Source organism: Hyunsoonleella aquatilis (genome assembly GCF_014270105.1).
GTDB lineage: Bacteria > Bacteroidota > Bacteroidia > Flavobacteriales > Flavobacteriaceae > Jejuia > Jejuia aquatilis.
On the sequence record NZ_JACNMF010000004.1, the window covers coordinates 232,323 to 251,384 of the forward strand.

A 19,062-nucleotide genomic window follows, 5' to 3' on the forward strand; every position below is an offset into this window, starting at 1 on the left:
GTAGAAAGTATTTTAGTAATTGATTATTTCTGCAAAACTACTTAATTTTTCAGAGCTTGAAGCAACTTTTCGTCATCAGCTTCAATAACATTAAATACAACGATTTCGCCAGCTTCATTTACCACCATATATCTCGGAATCCAACCGATATTTACAAAATCGGCAAAAGGACATTTTTTCCCATTTTGCATAAAATAATGTTCGCCAACAACATCATATTTTTTGATGCCTCTTTTCCAAGGCACTTCTGCCCTATCCAAAGAAAAAAACAAGTAAACCACCTCAGGATGTTCCTTTTGAAGTGCTTTTACCTTGGGCATCCCTTTGATACAATCGCCACACCAAGAGGCCCAAATATCAATGACTATTTTTTTGCCCTTGTGCTTTTCTAAAATAGACTTTACAGTAACTCGGTTCCCTTCTAAGGTGGTGAAAGTATCATTTAAGGCTTCTTCTGAAAACGTCACCGGCTCTTTAGTACAACTAAAGAAGCTTACTAAAAGTATTAAAATATAACTCATCTTTTTCATAGGTTTTTATTGCAATTTAACTTTCGGGTCCAACCAAACATAGATTAAGTCGACTAAAATATTAATCATTACAAAAAGCGTTGCAATTACTAAAACCGAACCCATAATAACAGGTAAATCCAGAGTATTTAGGGCATTAACGATTTCCTTCCCTAAACCATTCCAACCGAAAATATATTCCACAAAAACGGCTCCAGCCAACATGGATGCAAACCACCCTGAAATGGCCGTAACTACAGGGTTTAAAGCATTTTTAACGGCATGACGCTTTATGATTTGAAATTCACTCAAACCCTTTGCCCGTGCTGTTCTAATATAATCTTGATTAAATACTTCCAACAACGAATTCCTCATCAATTGAATCACAACTGCCAACGGACGAATCCCTAAAACTATAGCTGGTAAAATCAGATTTTTCCACTTAATATGCATCGCTTCACCAAAATCATCCAATTCATAAAGGCTTCCCGTCATTTCCAGATTGGTGTAATTGTGGAGCACAAACCCAAATAACCAAGCGAACAAAATGGCACTAAAAAAAGACGGCACGCTCATGCCCAAGGTACTGAGGACTTGAATGGCCTTGTCTAACCATCGATCTTTGTACAACGCAGAAACTATTCCTAAAAGAATCCCGATAATAATAGCGATGATAATCGCCGAAACTGCCAAGACAAATGTATTCGGTAAGGTCTCGCCTAACACCTGAGTTACTTTTTTGCCCTGCTTAGTAAAGGATTCTCGTAAATAGGGAAATTTAATTACTGTAGTAGTATTTCCAATTGAAAACAACTTAACCGCACTATACTTGCTCACACTTAAATATGTATAATCTTCTTTTGAATTGGAATGAAAAGACAAGGGGGATAAATCATTAAGATAATAGGCATATTGTGTTAGAACAGGTTTATCAAAACCATATTTGGCCTTCACTTTGGCGAGTTGCTCACTGTCCTCATTTTGCCCCATCATCATTTGTGCGGGGTCGCCGGGAAGTACATTAAATAAAAAGAAGATAACTGTTACTACTCCAAATAAAGTGAGTATTGCGTAGAGGGTTTTATTTAGGAAATAGGTTATCAGTGTTTAGATTTTAATATCCTTGAGTATTTGAATTATCCAAGGATGCTCCTTTTCAATTCTTTTGACATCTTGGAGGGAATAAGACTTAAATCTAAAATCGTCTCCAAACATGCGTTTTCCATTTTCCTCAACAGTTGAAGTAAAACCTACTTGAAGTCTCAAGGAATCAACTGCACCAACATTTTCAATTGGCCATATTATGTTTACAGGATTACTTTTTTGATTGAGTACCGTTCCTTGAGTCCCATATATTTGAGGTTTGCCTTGTCCCATCAAATGCCTGTCTTTCATTTTAGCCCATAAAGGAAAAGGCAATTCGCCCGCATTGGTGGCTTTTTCAATCAAAAGAATATATTCATCAATCTTGGGGGAATGTTGAATCACATAAAATACGGATTCATTAGCCGGCTCTCCTACTAATGATTTTCCTGGATAGCCGTGTTTTTTTATAATTTTTTCTACTTTGAACAAGTTATCAGCATCAATACTGTCCCAAAGTTTCATATAACCTTCTTCTGAATTCTTGACAGGTAAATCCAATTTTAACGCCAAAGCTTTTCTTTGTTCATCTGTCTTTGAAAAATAGATATTTCGTACACCTTGGTCCAATTCATAAATTCTATTTAGCTCGTTTTTTAATTCTACATTAATCTTTGATGGCATCGTTGGCAATTCCAGATCCTCCAAGTCATTCCAATGTACCTTTTGCATCACGGTCCCACTATCCAGTTCCAAAATCCCCGGGTTAGAACGCACCACAGTTTTTAGGGCCTTTTCATCACATAAATACCAATCAAAATCTATCTCATAGGCCTCATTGATACGGTTTTTGGCTTCCTCGCCCGAAGCTGTCAAACCAATAATTTGATAGTTGTTTCTTCTGGCCTCTTTTTGTAATGCTTTCAGTTTTAAGGCACCATCCACCTCAATTTTTTCCAAACTATAGGATACCACCACTATTAAATTATCCTGCCTCAAAAAGTATTCGGTCAAATCTTCATCCGCACTTTCAATTGAAAAATCTACAACCGGTGGCGTATAACCTTCTTGAATCACCTTTGTTTCAACGCCTATAAATTCGCCATCAACCGATGGATAAGAGCCATTGGTGACAATCACTTTTTCTTCACCATTTACATTGAATTTCCAGCTGTATTCCTGCTCCGGCTTGGGTGCATCCTCAGGAATGGTCATGCCTTCTTTAATATTTTTCCCAATGGCATAAGCACGAAAATCAATCGCTGGCAAATGCATCAGCACATGATAGCCAAACCATAGACTAAATATAAACCCCAGCAATGCTAAAACGGTTGTTGGCAGTTTTCCAAAAATGGGTTTGATATGCTTTACTCCAAAGAACAAAATCAGAATAAATATCAACAGCACCACATCCTTACCAAAAGATTCCCATGGTTTTAACTTTAGAAAATCCCCGAAGCAACCGCAGTCTTTTACCTTTTCAAAATATGCCGCATAAAAGGTTAAAAAGGTAAAGAAGACTATCATCAACAATAAACTCCAAACCGTGAATTTAGGTTTGTAACCTATTAATAAAAATACGCCCAAAACGACTTCAAACACCACTACAAATACAGAAATCAATAAGGCATAAGGTTCTAAAAAAGGAATATTCAATACATCCGGACTAAAATATTCCTGAAGCTTATAGGAAAAACCGAGTGGGTCGTTGAGTTTTATAAATCCCGAAAAGATGAATAAAACTCCAACTAGAATTCTTGATATGTTTACTAATGTTTTCATTTAGATTTATTATTGAGACCTTTCGACTGCGCTCAAGGTGACAATTGTTCTACTTTTCAGACAGATGAATCATTGCAAAAATAGCGTAGTTTATCATATCCTGATAATTTGCATCTATACCTTCGCTCACCAAGGTTTTACCTTGATTATCCTCAATTTGCTTTACACGTAACAACTTTTGCAAAATCAAATCTGTTAAGCTGCTTACCCGCATATCGCGCCACGCTTCGCCATAATCATGGTTTTTGTTCTCCATCAATTTTTTGGTGATGGTAACGTGCTTCTCGTACAGTTCCAAAGCTTCCTCGGTGGTCATATCGGGTTGCTCTACTACTCCTTTTTCCAACTGAATCAAAGCCATAACACAATAGTTGATAATGCCGATAAACTCACTTTCCTGTCCCTCATCCACCTTTTGAACCGCATTCTGTTGCAAGCCCCGAATGCGTTGCGCTTTAATAAAAATTTGATCGGTTAAAGAAGGTAATCTTAAAATGCGCCAGGCACTTCCGTAATCAGTCATTTTCTTAACAAATAAATTTTTACAGGTATCGATTACGGCGTCATATTGTTTTGAGGTATCTTGCATTCAAATATTGTATTTTGCGTAAATTTCGCATAAAAAAGTGTAACGTTCAAGGTTTAAAGTTTAAAGTTTTTAAGCCCTGTTGATAACCCTGAATTCAAAACAACAAACCTAAAACCATCGATGACCATAAATTGCAAAGGCCAACTGATTAATTTATCCACCCCAAAGGTGATGGGCGTGCTCAACGTTACCCCGGATTCCTTTTACGATGGCGGTAAATACAAAGACGAAGCTTCCATTTTCAACCAAGTGGAACAGATGCTCACGGAAGGTGCCACATTTATTGATGTTGGCGCATATAGCTCCCGACCCAATGCAGAGCATGTGAGCGAGGATGAAGAACTAAGCCGAATTTTACCAATTGTTGAATTAATTTTGAAACGATTTCCGGAGGCATTAATTTCTATAGATACGTTTCGAAGTACTGTTGCCAAAAACTGTATTGAAGCAGGTGCCGCTTTGGTTAATGACATTTCTGCCGGACAATTGGATGATAAGATGATGCCAACCATTGCCGAGTTACAAGTGCCATATGTCATGATGCACATGCGAGGCACGCCACAAACGATGCAAAGCCTCACGGATTATGAAGATTTAACCAAAGACATTTTATTTTACTTTTCTGAACGCATCAGTGTTGCCAGAGATTTGGGCATTACGGACGTGATTATTGACCCTGGCTTCGGATTTGCCAAAACTTTGGAACAGAATTTTGAACTGTTAAACCAACTGAAACTGTTCAAAATGATTGAAAAGCCATTGCTGGTTGGGGTTTCCAGAAAATCCATGATTTATAAAACCTTAGGAAATTCGCCTCAAGAAGCTTTGAATGGCACTTCGGTTTTAAATACAATTGCGTTACAAAAGGGCGCGTCCATTTTACGGGTGCATGATGTGAAGGAGGCTGTGGAATGTATAAAATTGGTGGAGGCTCTTAAAACGAAATAATAACTGAAAACACCTCCCTGACTCCCTCCTTCTTAGGAGGGACACTCGTGCACAACAGTTTCCCCTCTATAAAGAGGGGATTAAGGGGTGTGTCATCAGAATAAAAGATGAAAATCCATTACAACCCAAAACTCAAAGAACTTGCAAGACAACTTCGAAATAATTCCACGAAGTCTGAAATCAAACTATGGACTTATTTAAGAAGAAAACAAATGCATGGTTACGATTTTCACAGACAAAAACCCATTGATAATTATATTGTTGATTTCTTTTGCAATAAACTGCAATTGGCTATTGAATGCGATGGTTATTCACATGAAATAATCGAAGTATTTGAAAAAGATATAAAGAAAACCAAACGTTTAAACGAATTAGGAATTCATGTCCTGAGATTTTCAGATTATCAAATTATGAATGATATTGACAATGTGATTAGGGCTATTGAAGATTATATTTTTAGATTTGAAGAAAATAATTTTACACCTCCCTCACTCCCTCCTTATTAGGAAGGACACTCATACTCTTAAAAAGAAAGTGTTAATGAAACTACTATATTTTAAACATCAGACGCAACAAGTCCCCTCTAAAAAGAGGGGATTAGGGGTGTGTATTTTTATGCTAACCCTTCTTATGTTTTCCTGTGGAAATGAGCGCGAGCTCCAACTACCTCAAATTGAAAAAGCAGATATCACCAAAATTCAGGACGTTTCGGTGGCATATTTATTTTATGATGAAACCCAACCCGATAGCGTTTTATTAAATAGAAAAAACCTTATCAGCACCACCAATTGGCTAATCAACGTAGATAAACGTTTGACACTGAAACAGGCGATTCCGCATATCAAATACCTTCAAGAAAAGAAACAGAATTCCAGCCATAAAAATGAAAAAGCCAAAAACTATTTTACCTGCCATGATTTGAGCATCAATAATTTGGGGTTTATGGAGTTTACGGATGTTGTTTATGAATTTAATACAGAAAATGAAAGTGAACCTGACTTAAATGCTGTTCCATCCATCTTTTTTGCAGAAATTAATTCTTTTAATGATATTCAATTAGAAATTCTATTCTTTGAACATGTTGACAATATAAAAATCAGCTTTGATAGATTTCTAGAGCTAATCGATGAAACTAGAAAAGGCTTAGTTGTGAAGTTAAAATTCTCATCAAATATTACTTTTCAAGAATATGTAACTATAAAATCAGAGTTAATCAAAAGAGAATCTCACGACGTTCAGTTTTTCAACTATGAACTTATATTTAATTAACCACAATTTCTTAAATTTACCAAAACCATTGGCCTTTGGACATCTTTGATGACATTCTCAACCTACGCTTTATAGATTACCTTGATGTGGTCCTAGTGGCCCTCCTGCTCTACTACCTTTATAAATTGGTAAAAGGCACTGTGGCCATCAACATTTTCCTCGGTATTATTATCATTTACGGCGCATGGCGATTGACGGAATTCCTGAATATGGAACTGCTTTCAGGGATTTTCGGAGGTTTTATGAAAGTGGGTATTATTGCCCTGATCGTCGTATTTCAACCCGAAATTCGAAAGTTTTTATTGATGGTAGGCTCCACCAATTTTGGACGACGGCGCAAGTTTTTGCAACAACTAAAATTCCTTAAAACCGAGGGCACAGACGACACCAATGTGGATGCCATCATTTCGGCCTGCAGTAAAATGTCCATGTCCAAGACCGGGGCATTAATCGTTTTTGAGCGCAACAATAATCTGGATTTTTTATCCTCCTCGGGTGATGAGATGAATATTAAAGTCACCCAGCCCATTATTGAAAGTATCTTCTTTAAGAACAGCCCATTGCACGATGGCGCTATTATCATCAGCAATAACATCGTAAAAGCCACACGTGTGGTACTGCCCGTAAACAATGAAAAACATATCCCACAGCGTTTTGGCTTGCGCCACCGCGCAGCAATCGGCATCACCGAAAAAACAGATGCTTTGGCACTGGCCGTGAGCGAGGAAACCGGACATATTTCCTATTTTAAGGATGGCGAATTTGTAGTGTTTGAAGATACCACAGAACTCGCAAAAATGATTAAGAACGATTTGGCCTAATGCAATGCAAAAACTGCCATACGACTTTAACTTCTGAAAGTGATTTTTGCCATGCTTGTGGCGCAAAAGTGATTCGGAAACGATTGACATTAAAAAACTTGGCCCAGCATATTGGCGAAACTTTTTTTAATTACGACAATAAGCTTTTCCAAACTATTATTGACTTGTTTAAAGCCCCGGAAGCGGTAATCGACAGTTACGTTAGCGGCATCCGTAAGCGTTATATAAACCCCATAAGCTTTTTCGGTATTTCTTTAACACTAACGGGATTCAACATTTTCATTATCAGGAAGTTCTATAAGAAATATCTTGATGCCTCCAACTTGTTTCAAAGTTCAGAAATGTATTCCAATGAAGCTTCGAAGCAAATCATGGAATCCTCGGCTGATTTTTCTTTGGAATATTCATCCCTTATTTATGCATCGATGATTCCAATTTTTGCATTGATTTCGTGGGTGGTTTTCATCAATAAAAGATACAACTATACCGAACATTTGGTAACCTACATGTACAGCATGTCGCTATATTCCATTGTATCGGTATTTTTGGGGCTGGCCATACTTTTGATTCACCCCAACAGCTACATGCCATTTAGTGCTTTTTTCTATGTCGTGGCCATGTTATACCATTGCTTTTTGCTAAAACGACTATTCCGACTAAGCAACCACGAACTGCTTTTTAAAACACTATTGTTTTTGGTACTGTTCTTTATTGCCTATGTCGTCTTTTCAGTAATTATCGGTGTGCTTATGGCTGTCTCAATGTATTTTAGTGGGGATTTACAAGAATTTATAGAAGCAAAAAAAGCAAGTGGTGGCGGTTAATTATCCCAAAGCTTCCTTATTAAAAAATTTTGCAGGATTTTTGCTGACAAGCCTTGTTTTTAACCCGAGAAATATCTGTTCAAGACTTTATGACTCCTAAGCAGCATTAATTCTATATACAGTAAATGACAACAACTTTTAAAACGATTAGAGTTTACTACCATAATTTGGGCGTTACTTAAAGGTCTATCTTTCCGTTACCACTCCTCCCCCACTTACGTCGGATAGAGGGCTTTACACTGCAATCCCTAACGCAATTTAATCTACCAACATTTACCCCAAAAAAACACAAAGCTCATTTTTAGCAAGCCTAATACAAAAATAACAACCTCATTTACAATTAATTAAAAAAAACAATCAAAAAAAGAATAGTTTTTTGATGACATTTTTGATGCTGTCTTTATGTAAAAGTGTGTAATCACTAAAAATACTTACAAATGCGAGCTATCAAAACTACAATTGTATGTCTTATAATTGGTTTTCTAAACTACTCATGCGGACAGATAACTAAGAATTCACAAGACAACACTATCCAACTTAATGGAAAAACTTACACTTTAAAAGAAGTTGAGCCATCTAGCAACAAAACAGAACCTAAAATCATTTTTCACAAAATTGACGATACTCAAAGAAACATGGTTATGTGCTATCAACCCATACCAAGTGACTGGAAATATCTGGATAAGTTAGATGAAGATGGTGCTTATATTAAAGGTAATAACAACGTGAGAGTATTAATGCCAAGAAATAATTTGTTTGTGTATTCTCAATTACCTGGTTATAACCAAATGATGGCTGAAGTTGGGCATCAAATAAAGCCCTTAAAAAGTGCTGAACAATTAGTAAAAGAAGAATTAACTCCTCTATTTTCTAAAGATGGCATTAATCTTCTTAAACAATACCACCTACCAAAACTAAAGGCTTACGATGAAAATTATGATGAAATGATGTTTACATCTGTACCACAACAAAAATCATTTGAAGTATTAGCCACAGAATGGGGTGACAATAAAGGCAATAGATTGTTACTTATAATTCGCCAATATATTAGCTACACTCAAGAAGCTTGTAATTGGGGCTATATGGTTAATATGCTTGATGCTCCAAAAACATATTTTGAAACCGCAAAAAGCAATTATATATACAGTCTAGAAAACACTAAGTATAATCCACAATGGCGATATGCATGCTATATGGAAGATGCAAAAAAAGCTGCGCAAGCTGGAAAATTACACCAACAACGTATGGCAAATTTACGTGCCGAAGGACAACGCATTATTGAAAGGGGAAAAGCACATAGTGCCATGGTAGATGTTAATCATAAACGTTTTATGGATTCGCATTTGGAAAGACAAACAGTTTCAACAGGAGGCGCCAACTATCAAGTTGATGCTGGTAGTAATGTGTATTGGATAAATTCTAATGGTGAATACATTCCTACCAACGATTTCAATTTCGACCCCAATCTAGACCCTAATCTAAATAACCAAACATGGACCAAAGGAAATATTAAAAACTAAAAAGACATAACCATGAAAAAATTTATATACACATTCGCAATACTATTTTTATTAACCAACTGTTCATCTGAAGATGATAGCAATGATCCTAATAATCGAAATCCTGGTCCGTTTTCAGTAACAATTCTAGATGTATTTATTGATGGTGCTGATATTGAATGGACTGAAGCTATAGATCTTGATGATGATCCTGTTACCTATTCAATTTATTTAAATGAAGTGCTTATCTCAACTGGAGGGACAACGCTAAACTATGCCTTTACAGGTTTAGAACCTGAAACGGTTTATGATGGCTATATACTGGCAGATGATGGTAATGGAGGTACATCACAGGCCAATTTCTTTTTTGAAACAGAGCCTGAAACATTAGTTTTTACTGTAGATGCATCAGATTGGATTTGGGATAGCTCCCCAGAAGCAGGAGGTACGCGTGAAGTTAGAGGTGCAGGTTTTGAAATACCTTATTATGAAAACGCAGTATCTTATCAAATTGAAATTTTAAACTACTCAATAACTTGGGTAGATGGTACTGTAGATACTCAAACAGGTGTTTATACATGGACTAACGAATCTCAAAACGATCCGATTTATGTATTGCTAAGTGATAGCAGTAAATATGTCGCTTCTCTAACTGGTATTTCTATCAATACCGTAAACCCAGATTATAATGATTTTATAGACTCCATCACTTCTAGAGAAGGTGAGGCACAAGTAATCATTACTTTTTAAATTCAACAATCAACTTATCTCAACAAACAATGCTAATTATAATCACAATGTGAATTTAAATGTAAATGGTACTTGGATCGAAGCTCAAATCAACAATTAAATTTTAATTAATCAATACATTATAAAATATTAATCATGAAAAAAAATAAAATAACCACACTTTTTGTACTATGCCTTTTTTTATTCAATTTAGGCTGTAGTACAGACGAAGCCTCAAATGAGAGCCAAAACACAACTCCCATTATATCGAATCAAAGTTTTACTATAGCAGAAAATAATGCCATAGATGCTGTTATTGGCCAAATTGTGGCAACAGATGCCGAAGGGGATAACCTTACCTTCTCTGGAGCAAATTCCGTGTTGAGCATTGCACCTAATGGCCAAATTACTGCCTTGACAGCATTTGACTTTGAAACAACCACCTCACATACCATAACTGTAACTGTAAGTGATGGTGAACTAAGCAGTACAGCAATCATCGCCGTAAATATTACCGATGTGCAAGAGAATACACGTCCTTTTATTACTACATGGCAAACCACTACTGCCAATGAGTCTATTTTCGTACCAACAAGAGCGAGTGAGTTTACCTATGACTATACCGTTGACTGGGGTGATGGCACTATAGAATCTGGAGTAACCGCAAATATCACACATACCTATGCTGCGGCAGGCACTTACCAAGTAGCTATTACAGGGACATTCCCAGCGATTTTTTTAGCCTCTCCAAGTCCGGCGAATTCAACCAAAATCATATCTATAGACCAATGGGGAGATATAGCGTGGCAATCGATGCGGGAAGCATTTGCCTACTGTCCCAATTTAGAGGGGCAGGCAACAGACGTACCTGACCTATCAAATGTTACCGATATGGTACGGATGTTTCAAAATTCTGTTGTTTTTAATCAAGACATTGGAAACTGGAATGTAAGCAATGTTACCACTATGAAGAGTATGTTTACCGACGCTGATGCCTTTAACCAAGACATTGGAAACTGGGATGTAAGCAATGTTACCGACATGGAGAATATGTTTGGTTCTGCTGATGCCTTTAACCAAAACATTGGAAACTGGGATGTAGGCAATGTAACCAATATGATACAGATGTTTTACCGTAATCCTGTCTTTAACCAAGACATTGGAAACTGGGATGTAAGCAGTGTTACAAAAATGAACAGTATGTTTGAAGACGCTACTGCCTTTAACCAAAACATTGGAAACTGGAATGTAAGCAGCGTTACCGACATGCGAGAAATGTTTCATCGCGCTATTGCCTTTAATCAAGACATCGGAAACTGGGATGTAAGCAGTGTTACCGATATGAGACTGATGTTTGAAGAAGCTTTTGTCTTTAACCAAAATATTGGAAACTGGGATGTAAGCAATGTAAACTCCATGTTAACCATGTTTAATGGAGCCGTATCCTTTAATCAAAATATTAGTACTTGGGATGTAAGCAATGTTACCGATATGGCTTTTATGTTTCGAAATGCCACAAACTTTAATCAGAACCTTACTGGTTGGTCTGTAGCAAACGTCACTAGCTGTGTTCAATTTAATGCAGGAAGTTCTGGGCTTTCTGATAGTAACCGCCCCAATTTTACAAACTGTACGCCTTAGTTTAGATGAATAGAAATTAGTGATTTTTATTGAAAAAGGTATTACAGCAGATATACAGCTGATTGCAACCTTTGAGTAAGAATAAAGAGTCAAAAGTTTAAACATAAAAAGTGTATCTTTCTCATGCTATTAACAACTTATGCTCGAGAAAGATACACTTCAAAAAGACCTCTCAGGTCAACAACAGCTTATTCAATCTATTAAAGCGAATGATGAATCTTCGCTGAAACAATTATATAAAGATAATTTCTATAAAACCGAGCAATACATTTTAAATAACAGTGGCTCTATAGAAGAAGCTAAAGATATTTTTCAAGAGGCTTTTGTAACCGTTTGGGAAAACGTTCAGGATAATAAATTTGTCCCTAAGAACCAATCAGCGCTAAATGGTTATTTATACAGTATTGCAAAAAACAAATGGTTGAATCATTTAAACTCGGCACGTTACAGGAAAACAAATTCATACGATAATAATATGCATGTTTTAAATGACGAAAGTATCGAAATGAATATTGAACCTGAAAATAACGATAATTTAAATCTAATAGCAAATGCCTTTAATAACTTAGGTGAAGCGTGTAAAAAGCTTTTATCAGCCTTTTATTACGACAATAAATCACTAAAAGATATAGCCAAAGTATTTGAAATCACAGAAGCTTCAGCTCGCAATAAAAAATACCGTTGTACTGAAAAACTGAGAAGTCTAACCGTAAAACATAGTTAAAACCTATTTTAAATTGGACCAGAATAACCCCATATCGCAAGAACTTTTAGAAACCATAGAACGGTATTTAAAAAATACCATGCCTATAGAAGAACGGAATACTTTTGAATTAAAAATCAAAAGTAATCCAATATTACAGCAACAAATAAAAGATGTTGAGTCTATTCTTTTTGGAGTAAGGCGCGGTATGTTTAAGAATAAAACCAAAGCGTTTCATGAGGAGGTAATTTCTGAAGATGTTACGTCTAAAAAAGACAAAAAGGTATTCACTTTAAACTTTAAAACCATCTCAATCGCTGCATCCATTGTTGTTCTTGTTGGTGGCTTTTGGTTTTTCAATCGTACACCACAAAACGAAGCCATTTTCAATACATATTTTATAGAAGATAGAGGTTTAGAAACCAATATGGGAGAGACTAACCAATATGCTTTTGATGATGCTATGGTAGATTATAAGCATGGTAAATATGATAAAGCCATTGAAAAATGGAATCTTCTATTAAAAAGCCAACCAAAAAATGACACCCTTAATTACTTTTTAGGTGTTGCACATTTGGCAAATAAAGACGAAGATAAGGCCATTAAATTTTTAAAAACTACAGTAAATGACAGCAAAAGTATTTTCTTAAGCGAAGCCAATTTTTATTTAGGCCTCTCCTATTTAAAAATGGATAAAACAGATTTGGCCATTGAAGCTTTCCAAAAAAGCAATTCTAAAAGAAGTAAAGCGATAATAGAAGCATTAAAAAAGTAAAGTCGTGTGTAAAACTTTATCAATTAATATTTTAAGTGTGTTTTTATGTATTCTTTTTTTAGAAAAAACCAATGCACAAGAAAGTATTAACCTTTCAGATATAGACAGTATTAGTTATAACAAAGCAAAAGCGTTTTATAACTCTAGAGCTTATTCTGAATCAGAAAAAATATTACATCATCTTAAAAAGAAAATCAATAAAAAAGATAGTACACATTCTGATTTATCGTTCAAAATTTTCAATCTATTAGGTTTTATAAATGCTTACACACAAAAGTTAGATAGCTCAACATATTATTCAAAACAGGCACTTAGTTTTCTTGAAAAAACGTCAATGCCTCTTTCTGAAAAATTCTATAATAAAGGGTTATTAAAAAACTCTATTTCTTTAAATATGTTTAATTCAGGTAGAACACAAACATCAATTGAAGAAATGAATGATGCCATTACCAATCTTCAAAAATCTATTCCTCTTGATACTAATAAAACTAAAATTTTAAAGACTAGAAAAAGGCTATATGCATGTATTGAAAATTTAGGTGGTTTTTATCGAGGCGTTGGAGATAACCAACGCTGTCTTGATTTAATGAATTATGCCTATCAACAAAAAAAACAATTCCTTCCTGAAAAAGATTTAAGCATAATAATATCGGAATTAATTTTAGCTCATATTCATTTAATTGCAATGAATTATAAAGAAGCAGATATGTTTAGCAACAAAGGATTAGCTAGAATAGACGAGTTGCCATCATGGAAATCTTATGCCCTAATTGTTAGATCTTCTATATATGAAAATATGGAAGATATGGCAAATGCTCAAAGAAGTTACGAAAAAACAGAAGCTGAATATAGAAAAAACAAAACACCATACACTTTTCAATTCCTTGATGCTCTGATAGAAATGTCCTTGTTTTACGCCAAAATTGGAGATAAGAACAAAGCTTTATCACTTGCTCAAGAAGCTTATGATTATACACATAGGGACGGCTTTAAAAACAAATTGTTGCGGTATTTTCAAACTCAAAACTTAGCTGATGTTAATTTTGCACTTAAAAACTATAAAGATGCTTTACGCTACAGTCATGAGGCTCTCGAATACTTCTCTAAGGATAGTTTAAAATTAACATCACTATTAGATTCTATTCAAAACGAAACTAGAAAGCCACGTTCATTATTAGTAAATATTAAATCCAAATACTTTCTAAAAGAGAATAAAAGTATTTCTTTTCTTGAGAATCAAATTAAGGAAACAGAAAAAGCTGTTTCCGTATTAGAGACCAGAAAGCGCATTATCAAAACACACGGAGATCTTGAGGTGTTATTAAATGACAATAAAGATCTTATTGATTTTAGAAAAAAATTGTATCTCAATTTGTATGAAAAAACAAAAAATGAAGCACATCTTGATGCCATATTAAATATACATGAATCTAGTATTTACAATCGTGTTAGATCTAGGTTGAACCTTAAAGATTTAGCACACTTTAATGTTCATCCAAAAATAATAAATAGAGAAAAACAACTTAAAGAGCGTATAGATAGTGTACTCGCATTTTCCGTTGACATAAAAGACTATATTAAAGCTAACAAGTTAAGAGACCAGTTTTTAGATTCCTTAAAACATTCGCATCCCAAATATCATAAAATGCGTTATGCAACAGTTTTTGAATCACTTGGGAGCTTACAGAAAGTAATTCCTGAAAATACAACTATTGTTCGTTATTTATTCATTGGCAATACCCTACAGGTTGTAATACTCAATCAAGATGTAAAGAAAATTATACCTTTAGATGGCTTTAACGATTCTCAAAAAATGATTTCTCAGTTAATAGAGAATCAATCGCACCTTCTTAAAACCAACGACCTATTATTTGATTTATATAAGGTATTGTGGAAACCGTTTGCCAATGAAATAACCACCAAAAATATCATCATCATTCCTGATGGCGATTTATATAACCTAAGTTTTGAAACGCTAACACCCACAAAAATAGAATCATTTAAAGAACTCTCAACAAACAGTCTTTTAGCTAAACACAATATTAGTTATAATTACAGCTTGTATTTAATAGAACAATCTGAAAACACTACTAATTATAAAAACAGTTTTATTGCTTTCGCCCCTGAGTTTAATGATAAAATGAAGGAGACCTACAAACTGGCAATCACAGATTCCATCAACCTAGACAAAACCTATTTAACCTTGTTGCAACAGCCCTTTAATGTGGATTTGGCAAAAGCATATGCTGACGTTTTTGATGGCAATTACTTTTTAAATGAAAACTCCACAGAACGTGTTTTTAAAAAAAATGCTAGCGAACATAAAATTATACATATCGGCACACATGCTGAGTCCAATAATATTAGTCCAGAGCTCTCCAGACTACTTTTTGCTAAAAATATTTCTGATAAAAATGAAGATGGCTCTTTATACGCCTACGAGATTTACGACACAAGTTTAAACTCTAATTTGGCAATTCTCACCGCATGTGAAACAGGCAAACCAAGTTATCAAGCTGGTGAAGGAATGATTTCATTAGCACATGCATTTAATTATGCTGGTAGCGAAAGCATATTGACTAGCCTATGGAAAGTTGATGAGCGTTCTACATCTGAAATTATCGAATTATTTTACAAAAATATCGATGAAGGAAAACCAAAAAACGAAGCCCTAAGGTTAGCAAAATTAGACTATATAAAGAATACCGAAGGCAGAACAGTTGCACCTAAATTTTGGGCTGGATTAGTACTAATGGGTGATGTAAGTCCGATTGAGATATCCAACACAACAACACCTTGGAAATGGCTGATTTTTATTGGGTTCGTTGTTATTGGAATTCTACTATTCTTAAAATTAAGAAAAGCAAATAGTGTTTAAAAGTAAAATGAACTAATGATACTAAACCACCTCAGCTTCCTGCAAAAACTGAACTTCATATAAATTCTTATAGTAACCATCCTTCTTTTTAAGCAGTTCTTTGTGAGTGCCTTGTTCTACAATTTCACCAGCATCCATCACTATGATTTTATCTGCTTTTTTAACAGTAGCCAATCGGTGGGCAATGACAATAGAAGTCCGTCCCTTCGTAATTTTATCTGTGGCATTTTGAATCAATTGTTCGGAGTAGGAATCCACTGAAGATGTGGCTTCATCCAACACCAAAATACTTGGATTGGTAACGTAGGCCCTTAAAAAAGAAATCAATTGACGCTGACCGGACGAAAGCATCACCCCGCGCTCTTTGACGTTATAATGATAACCACCCGGTAGGCTACTAATAAATTCATGAACGCCTATAGCCTTTGCCGCCTCAATGACTTTCTCTTCTGAAACATTAGGATTGTGCAAAGTGATATTGTTTAAAATGGTGTCAGCAAATAAAAAGACATCCTGCAATACCACGGCAATTTGGGTTCGCAAAGAGGCCAAAGTCACTTCCCGAATATCAATATTGTCGATGGCAATAACCCCATCCTTTATTTCGTAAAAACGGTTCAATAAATTGATGATGGTAGATTTTCCAGCACCCGTAGCACCAACAATGGCTATGGTCTGCCCAGCTTGTACATCAAACGAAATACCTTTCAGCACGGGTTCGTCCTCCACGTAATTGAACCACACATTTTTAAATGCTATATCTCCCCTAAAATGTGCCGCCTCATGTTGGCCATTATCATCAATCTGGGAAGTAGTGTCCAAAACCTTAAACACTCGGTTGGCCGCCACCATCCCCATTTGAAGGGTGTTAAATTTATCCGCAATTTGGCGCAACGGCCTAAATAATTTTGGAATAAACATCACAAAGGCAAACAACACCCCTTGGGATGCCGTATCGCTAACTACGTGGGTCAACCCACCATACCACACCACCAAACCAATGGTAATGGACGACGATAATTCCGCAATGGGAAAAAAGAAGGAGTTGTACCAAATGGTTTTTAACCACCCTTTTTTATGCCGCTCGTTAATGGCCCTAAACTTTTCATTTTCAATAGTTTCCCGAGCAAACAACTGCAATATTTTCATCCCTGTAATCCGTTCCTGCACAAACTGGTTTAGGTTGGACACTTCGCTTCGCACCTCTTCAAAAGCTTTTTTCATATACTTTTGAAACAGCTTTGTGGCATATAATAAAATGGGCAACATCGCAAAAACGATCAAACTCAATTTCCAACTCATATAAAACATCGCTCCGGAAACCACCACCATAGCCAGCAAATCCTTAAAAATCATAAAAAGGCCCTGGCCAAAAATATCGGCGATACGCTCCATATCGGTTACCGAACGGGTAATCAAAACCCCAACCGACGAATTATCATAATACTTCATTTTGAAGCGCAACAAATGGTTGAAGAGTTTTACCCTAACGTCCCGCACCACATTCTGCCCCAACCATCCCGAATAATAGATAAAGAACAATTGAAAAAGCACCTCCAATAGCAACAATGCTATCATGACAACAATAATCGTCAAAAAGCCTTCGCTCAGCTTATTGGTCAGGTTTTCATCAATGGCATATTTTAACAAATACGGTGTGGCAACGCCCAATAACGCAATAATAATTACCGAGGCAAACACCCCAGTAAACACCGTTTTGTAGGGCTTTATGAACTTGAACAGTCGCCTGAACAGTCCCACATCAAATATTTGTTCCTTTTGTTTTGTCATTTATAATCTAATCGATTCGGGGTACGCCACCTCGGTTAAGTACAACCCGTGCGCCGGCACCGAATACCCCGCCTCACTTCTATTTTTGGATTTTATGATATCGTGCAACTCCTCCACTTCTAGCTTCCCCAACCCAATATTAATCATCGTCCCAACGATGGCGCGCACCATATTGCGCAAAAACCGGTCGGCCGTAATGGCAAAATGCAGTTCGCCCTCGCGGACAAACCACTTCGCCTTCATGATATCACAATAATACGTTTTTACATCGGTATGCGCCTTGGAAAAGCATTGAAAATCTTTATACTGAAATAAAATTTTGACCGCCACATTCATCTTCTCCAAATCCAGTTCCTGCTTTAAATAGTAGGCATTTCGGTGCGTAAACGGATTCTTCTTCGTACTCACCCGATACAAATAACTGCGCCGTATCGCATCAAACCGCGCATGCGCCTCGGGCTTCACCTTAAAAATACGCGCAATAGCAATATTAAACGGCAAAAACGAATTGAGCTTGTACGCCAAATCGTCGGCATCAAACAAGCGGTCCGTATCAAAATGCGCAAACATTTGGCTGGCGTGCACCCCGGTATCGGTACGCCCTGCACCCACAACGGAAATCGTATCGCTCAGCAATTTGGAAAGTGCCTCCTCCAGCACCTCCTGCACCGTTAGCGCCGTAGGCTGTATCTGCCAGCCGTGGTACCCGCTACCGTTGTATGAGAGTTCTATAAAATATCGCAATGGTTGTTGCCCTTTTAATTAAAACGAAAACGCTCTGTCAGACTGAGCGCAGTCGAAGTCTCTTTTTTGTTTCTCATGAGAACCTGAAATAATCCCGATAGCTATCGGGACAGGTTGACAAAAACCTATCAATTTTTGTCAAGTTGCAAAGATATAGAGATTTGTGTTGGTTGAAAAGGGCGGTGTCTTAATTAAATATTAAAAATTTGGGCGTTACCCAGACGCTGACGGTCGGGGTCGGGCTTTCGGCAGTCGCTCTCTCCCGATAGCTATCGGGAGAGGAGCTTCAACAAATGCCTCAATCCCTAACGCGGGGCTTGCTTGCTGGCTTTTTTCCTTGTTCGAAGTTAAAGTACTTTTGAGAGGTTCGTTTAACGTGTTTGTATATGAAAAGTAGCGGTTATTGTGTGCAATGATTTTTCAAAGGAAAATCAGAAGCTAGCAAACAAAGAAACTAACATTGGTTAAGGATAAAGC

The 19,062-nt window shown here is 36.3% G+C and carries 17 protein-coding genes; 11 read left to right on the forward strand and 6 right to left on the reverse strand.

Annotated features, from left to right (window positions below; all coding sequences use genetic code 11):
* Window positions 1-41 precede the first annotated feature (41 nt).
* The 4 genes from H7U19_RS12615 to H7U19_RS12630 are packed head-to-tail and all read right to left on the reverse strand — an operon-like array spanning window position 42 to window position 3,963.
* Window positions 42-521 (reverse strand): TlpA family protein disulfide reductase, encoded by a 480-nt coding sequence (locus H7U19_RS12615; protein WP_246454805.1) that lies wholly within the window; start codon window positions 519-521, stop codon window positions 42-44.
* A 15-nt stretch (window positions 522-536) separates the two neighbouring features.
* Window positions 537-1,613: an ABC transporter permease gene (locus tag H7U19_RS12620; protein WP_186563414.1), complete on the reverse strand. Its 1,077-nt coding sequence runs from the start codon at window positions 1,611-1,613 to the stop codon at window positions 537-539.
* A gap of 3 nt (window positions 1,614-1,616) precedes the next feature.
* On the reverse strand, window positions 1,617-3,374 hold the full coding sequence (locus tag H7U19_RS12625) for a BT_3928 family protein (protein ID WP_186562918.1): 1,758 nt from the start codon (window positions 3,372-3,374) through the stop codon (window positions 1,617-1,619).
* A 49-nt stretch (window positions 3,375-3,423) separates the two neighbouring features.
* Window positions 3,424-3,963 (reverse strand): DUF1599 domain-containing protein, encoded by a 540-nt coding sequence (locus tag H7U19_RS12630; protein ID WP_186562920.1) that lies wholly within the window; start codon window positions 3,961-3,963, stop codon window positions 3,424-3,426.
* A 120-nt stretch (window positions 3,964-4,083) separates the two neighbouring features.
* Between H7U19_RS12630 and folP the strand changes: the two genes are divergently transcribed.
* The 11 genes from folP to H7U19_RS17040 all read left to right on the forward strand — a co-directional run bounded on the left by folP (window position 4,084) and on the right by H7U19_RS17040 (window position 16,050).
* Window positions 4,084-4,911: a dihydropteroate synthase gene (gene folP / locus H7U19_RS12635; protein WP_186562922.1), complete on the forward strand. Its 828-nt coding sequence runs from the start codon at window positions 4,084-4,086 to the stop codon at window positions 4,909-4,911.
* A 107-nt stretch (window positions 4,912-5,018) separates the two neighbouring features.
* A complete protein-coding gene (locus H7U19_RS12640) occupies window positions 5,019-5,417 on the forward strand; it encodes an endonuclease domain-containing protein (RefSeq protein WP_186562924.1) in 399 nt (132 codons plus the stop codon).
* A 34-nt stretch (window positions 5,418-5,451) separates the two neighbouring features.
* Window positions 5,452-6,180: a hypothetical protein gene (locus tag H7U19_RS12645; protein WP_186562927.1), complete on the forward strand. Its 729-nt coding sequence runs from the start codon at window positions 5,452-5,454 to the stop codon at window positions 6,178-6,180.
* 35 nt (window positions 6,181-6,215) lie between these two features.
* Window positions 6,216-7,001 carry a diadenylate cyclase gene (locus H7U19_RS12650; protein ID WP_186562929.1) on the forward strand — a complete coding sequence of 262 codons (786 nt, stop codon included), beginning with the start codon at window positions 6,216-6,218 and terminating at the stop codon, window positions 6,999-7,001.
* Window positions 7,001-7,825 carry a DUF3667 domain-containing protein gene (locus H7U19_RS12655; RefSeq protein ID WP_186562931.1) on the forward strand — a complete coding sequence of 275 codons (825 nt, stop codon included), beginning with the start codon at window positions 7,001-7,003 and terminating at the stop codon, window positions 7,823-7,825. Before H7U19_RS12650 ends, H7U19_RS12655 begins: the two co-directional genes overlap by 1 nt.
* A gap of 437 nt (window positions 7,826-8,262) precedes the next feature.
* Window positions 8,263-9,345 (forward strand): hypothetical protein, encoded by a 1,083-nt coding sequence (locus H7U19_RS12660; RefSeq protein WP_186562933.1) that lies wholly within the window; start codon window positions 8,263-8,265, stop codon window positions 9,343-9,345.
* A 12-nt stretch (window positions 9,346-9,357) separates the two neighbouring features.
* Complete coding sequence (locus H7U19_RS12665) at window positions 9,358-10,074, forward strand: hypothetical protein (protein ID WP_186562935.1); 717 nt, start codon at window positions 9,358-9,360, stop codon at window positions 10,072-10,074.
* Window positions 10,075-10,209: 135 nt separating this feature from the next.
* Window positions 10,210-11,694 carry a BspA family leucine-rich repeat surface protein gene (locus H7U19_RS12670; protein WP_186562937.1) on the forward strand — a complete coding sequence of 495 codons (1,485 nt, stop codon included), beginning with the start codon at window positions 10,210-10,212 and terminating at the stop codon, window positions 11,692-11,694.
* 139 nt (window positions 11,695-11,833) lie between these two features.
* Window positions 11,834-12,418, forward strand: a complete 585-nt coding sequence (locus H7U19_RS12675; RefSeq protein ID WP_186562939.1) for an RNA polymerase sigma factor — start codon at window positions 11,834-11,836, stop codon at window positions 12,416-12,418.
* A gap of 13 nt (window positions 12,419-12,431) precedes the next feature.
* Entirely contained in the window at window positions 12,432-13,172 is a 741-nt protein-coding gene (locus H7U19_RS12680; RefSeq protein WP_186562941.1) for a tetratricopeptide repeat protein, read from the forward strand.
* A gap of 4 nt (window positions 13,173-13,176) precedes the next feature.
* Window positions 13,177-16,050 carry a CHAT domain-containing protein gene (locus tag H7U19_RS17040; protein WP_186562943.1) on the forward strand — a complete coding sequence of 958 codons (2,874 nt, stop codon included), beginning with the start codon at window positions 13,177-13,179 and terminating at the stop codon, window positions 16,048-16,050.
* A 21-nt stretch (window positions 16,051-16,071) separates the two neighbouring features.
* On the opposite strand, the gene H7U19_RS12690 is transcribed toward H7U19_RS17040, so the two are convergent.
* Together H7U19_RS12690 and truA are read right to left on the reverse strand one after the other, a co-directional pair.
* Window positions 16,072-17,841, reverse strand: coding sequence for an ABC transporter ATP-binding protein (locus tag H7U19_RS12690; RefSeq protein WP_186562945.1), 1,770 nt, complete (start codon window positions 17,839-17,841; stop codon window positions 16,072-16,074).
* Window positions 17,842-18,585: a tRNA pseudouridine(38-40) synthase TruA gene (gene truA / locus H7U19_RS12695; RefSeq protein ID WP_186562947.1), complete on the reverse strand. Its 744-nt coding sequence runs from the start codon at window positions 18,583-18,585 to the stop codon at window positions 17,842-17,844.
* Between the last annotated feature and the right edge of the window lie 477 nt (window positions 18,586-19,062).

Coding starts and splice junctions, on each gene's coding strand:
- H7U19_RS12615 (WP_246454805.1), bottom strand. CDS start 521: ATGAGTTATATTTTAATACTTTTAGTAAGCTTCTTTAGTTGTACTAAA.
- H7U19_RS12630 (WP_186562920.1), bottom strand. CDS start 3,963: ATGCAAGATACCTCAAAACAATATGACGCCGTAATCGATACCTGTAAA.
- H7U19_RS12640 (WP_186562924.1), top strand. CDS start 5,019: ATGAAAATCCATTACAACCCAAAACTCAAAGAACTTGCAAGACAACTT.
- H7U19_RS12655 (WP_186562931.1), top strand. CDS start 7,001: ATGCAATGCAAAAACTGCCATACGACTTTAACTTCTGAAAGTGATTTT.
- H7U19_RS12645 (WP_186562927.1), top strand. CDS start 5,452: ATGAAACTACTATATTTTAAACATCAGACGCAACAAGTCCCCTCTAAA.
- H7U19_RS12665 (WP_186562935.1), top strand. CDS start 9,358: ATGAAAAAATTTATATACACATTCGCAATACTATTTTTATTAACCAAC.
- folP (WP_186562922.1), top strand. CDS start 4,084: ATGACCATAAATTGCAAAGGCCAACTGATTAATTTATCCACCCCAAAG.
- H7U19_RS12675 (WP_186562939.1), top strand. CDS start 11,834: ATGCTCGAGAAAGATACACTTCAAAAAGACCTCTCAGGTCAACAACAG.
- H7U19_RS12625 (WP_186562918.1), bottom strand. CDS start 3,374: ATGAAAACATTAGTAAACATATCAAGAATTCTAGTTGGAGTTTTATTC.
- H7U19_RS12690 (WP_186562945.1), bottom strand. CDS start 17,841: ATGACAAAACAAAAGGAACAAATATTTGATGTGGGACTGTTCAGGCGA.
- H7U19_RS12660 (WP_186562933.1), top strand. CDS start 8,263: ATGCGAGCTATCAAAACTACAATTGTATGTCTTATAATTGGTTTTCTA.
- H7U19_RS12670 (WP_186562937.1), top strand. CDS start 10,210: ATGAAAAAAAATAAAATAACCACACTTTTTGTACTATGCCTTTTTTTA.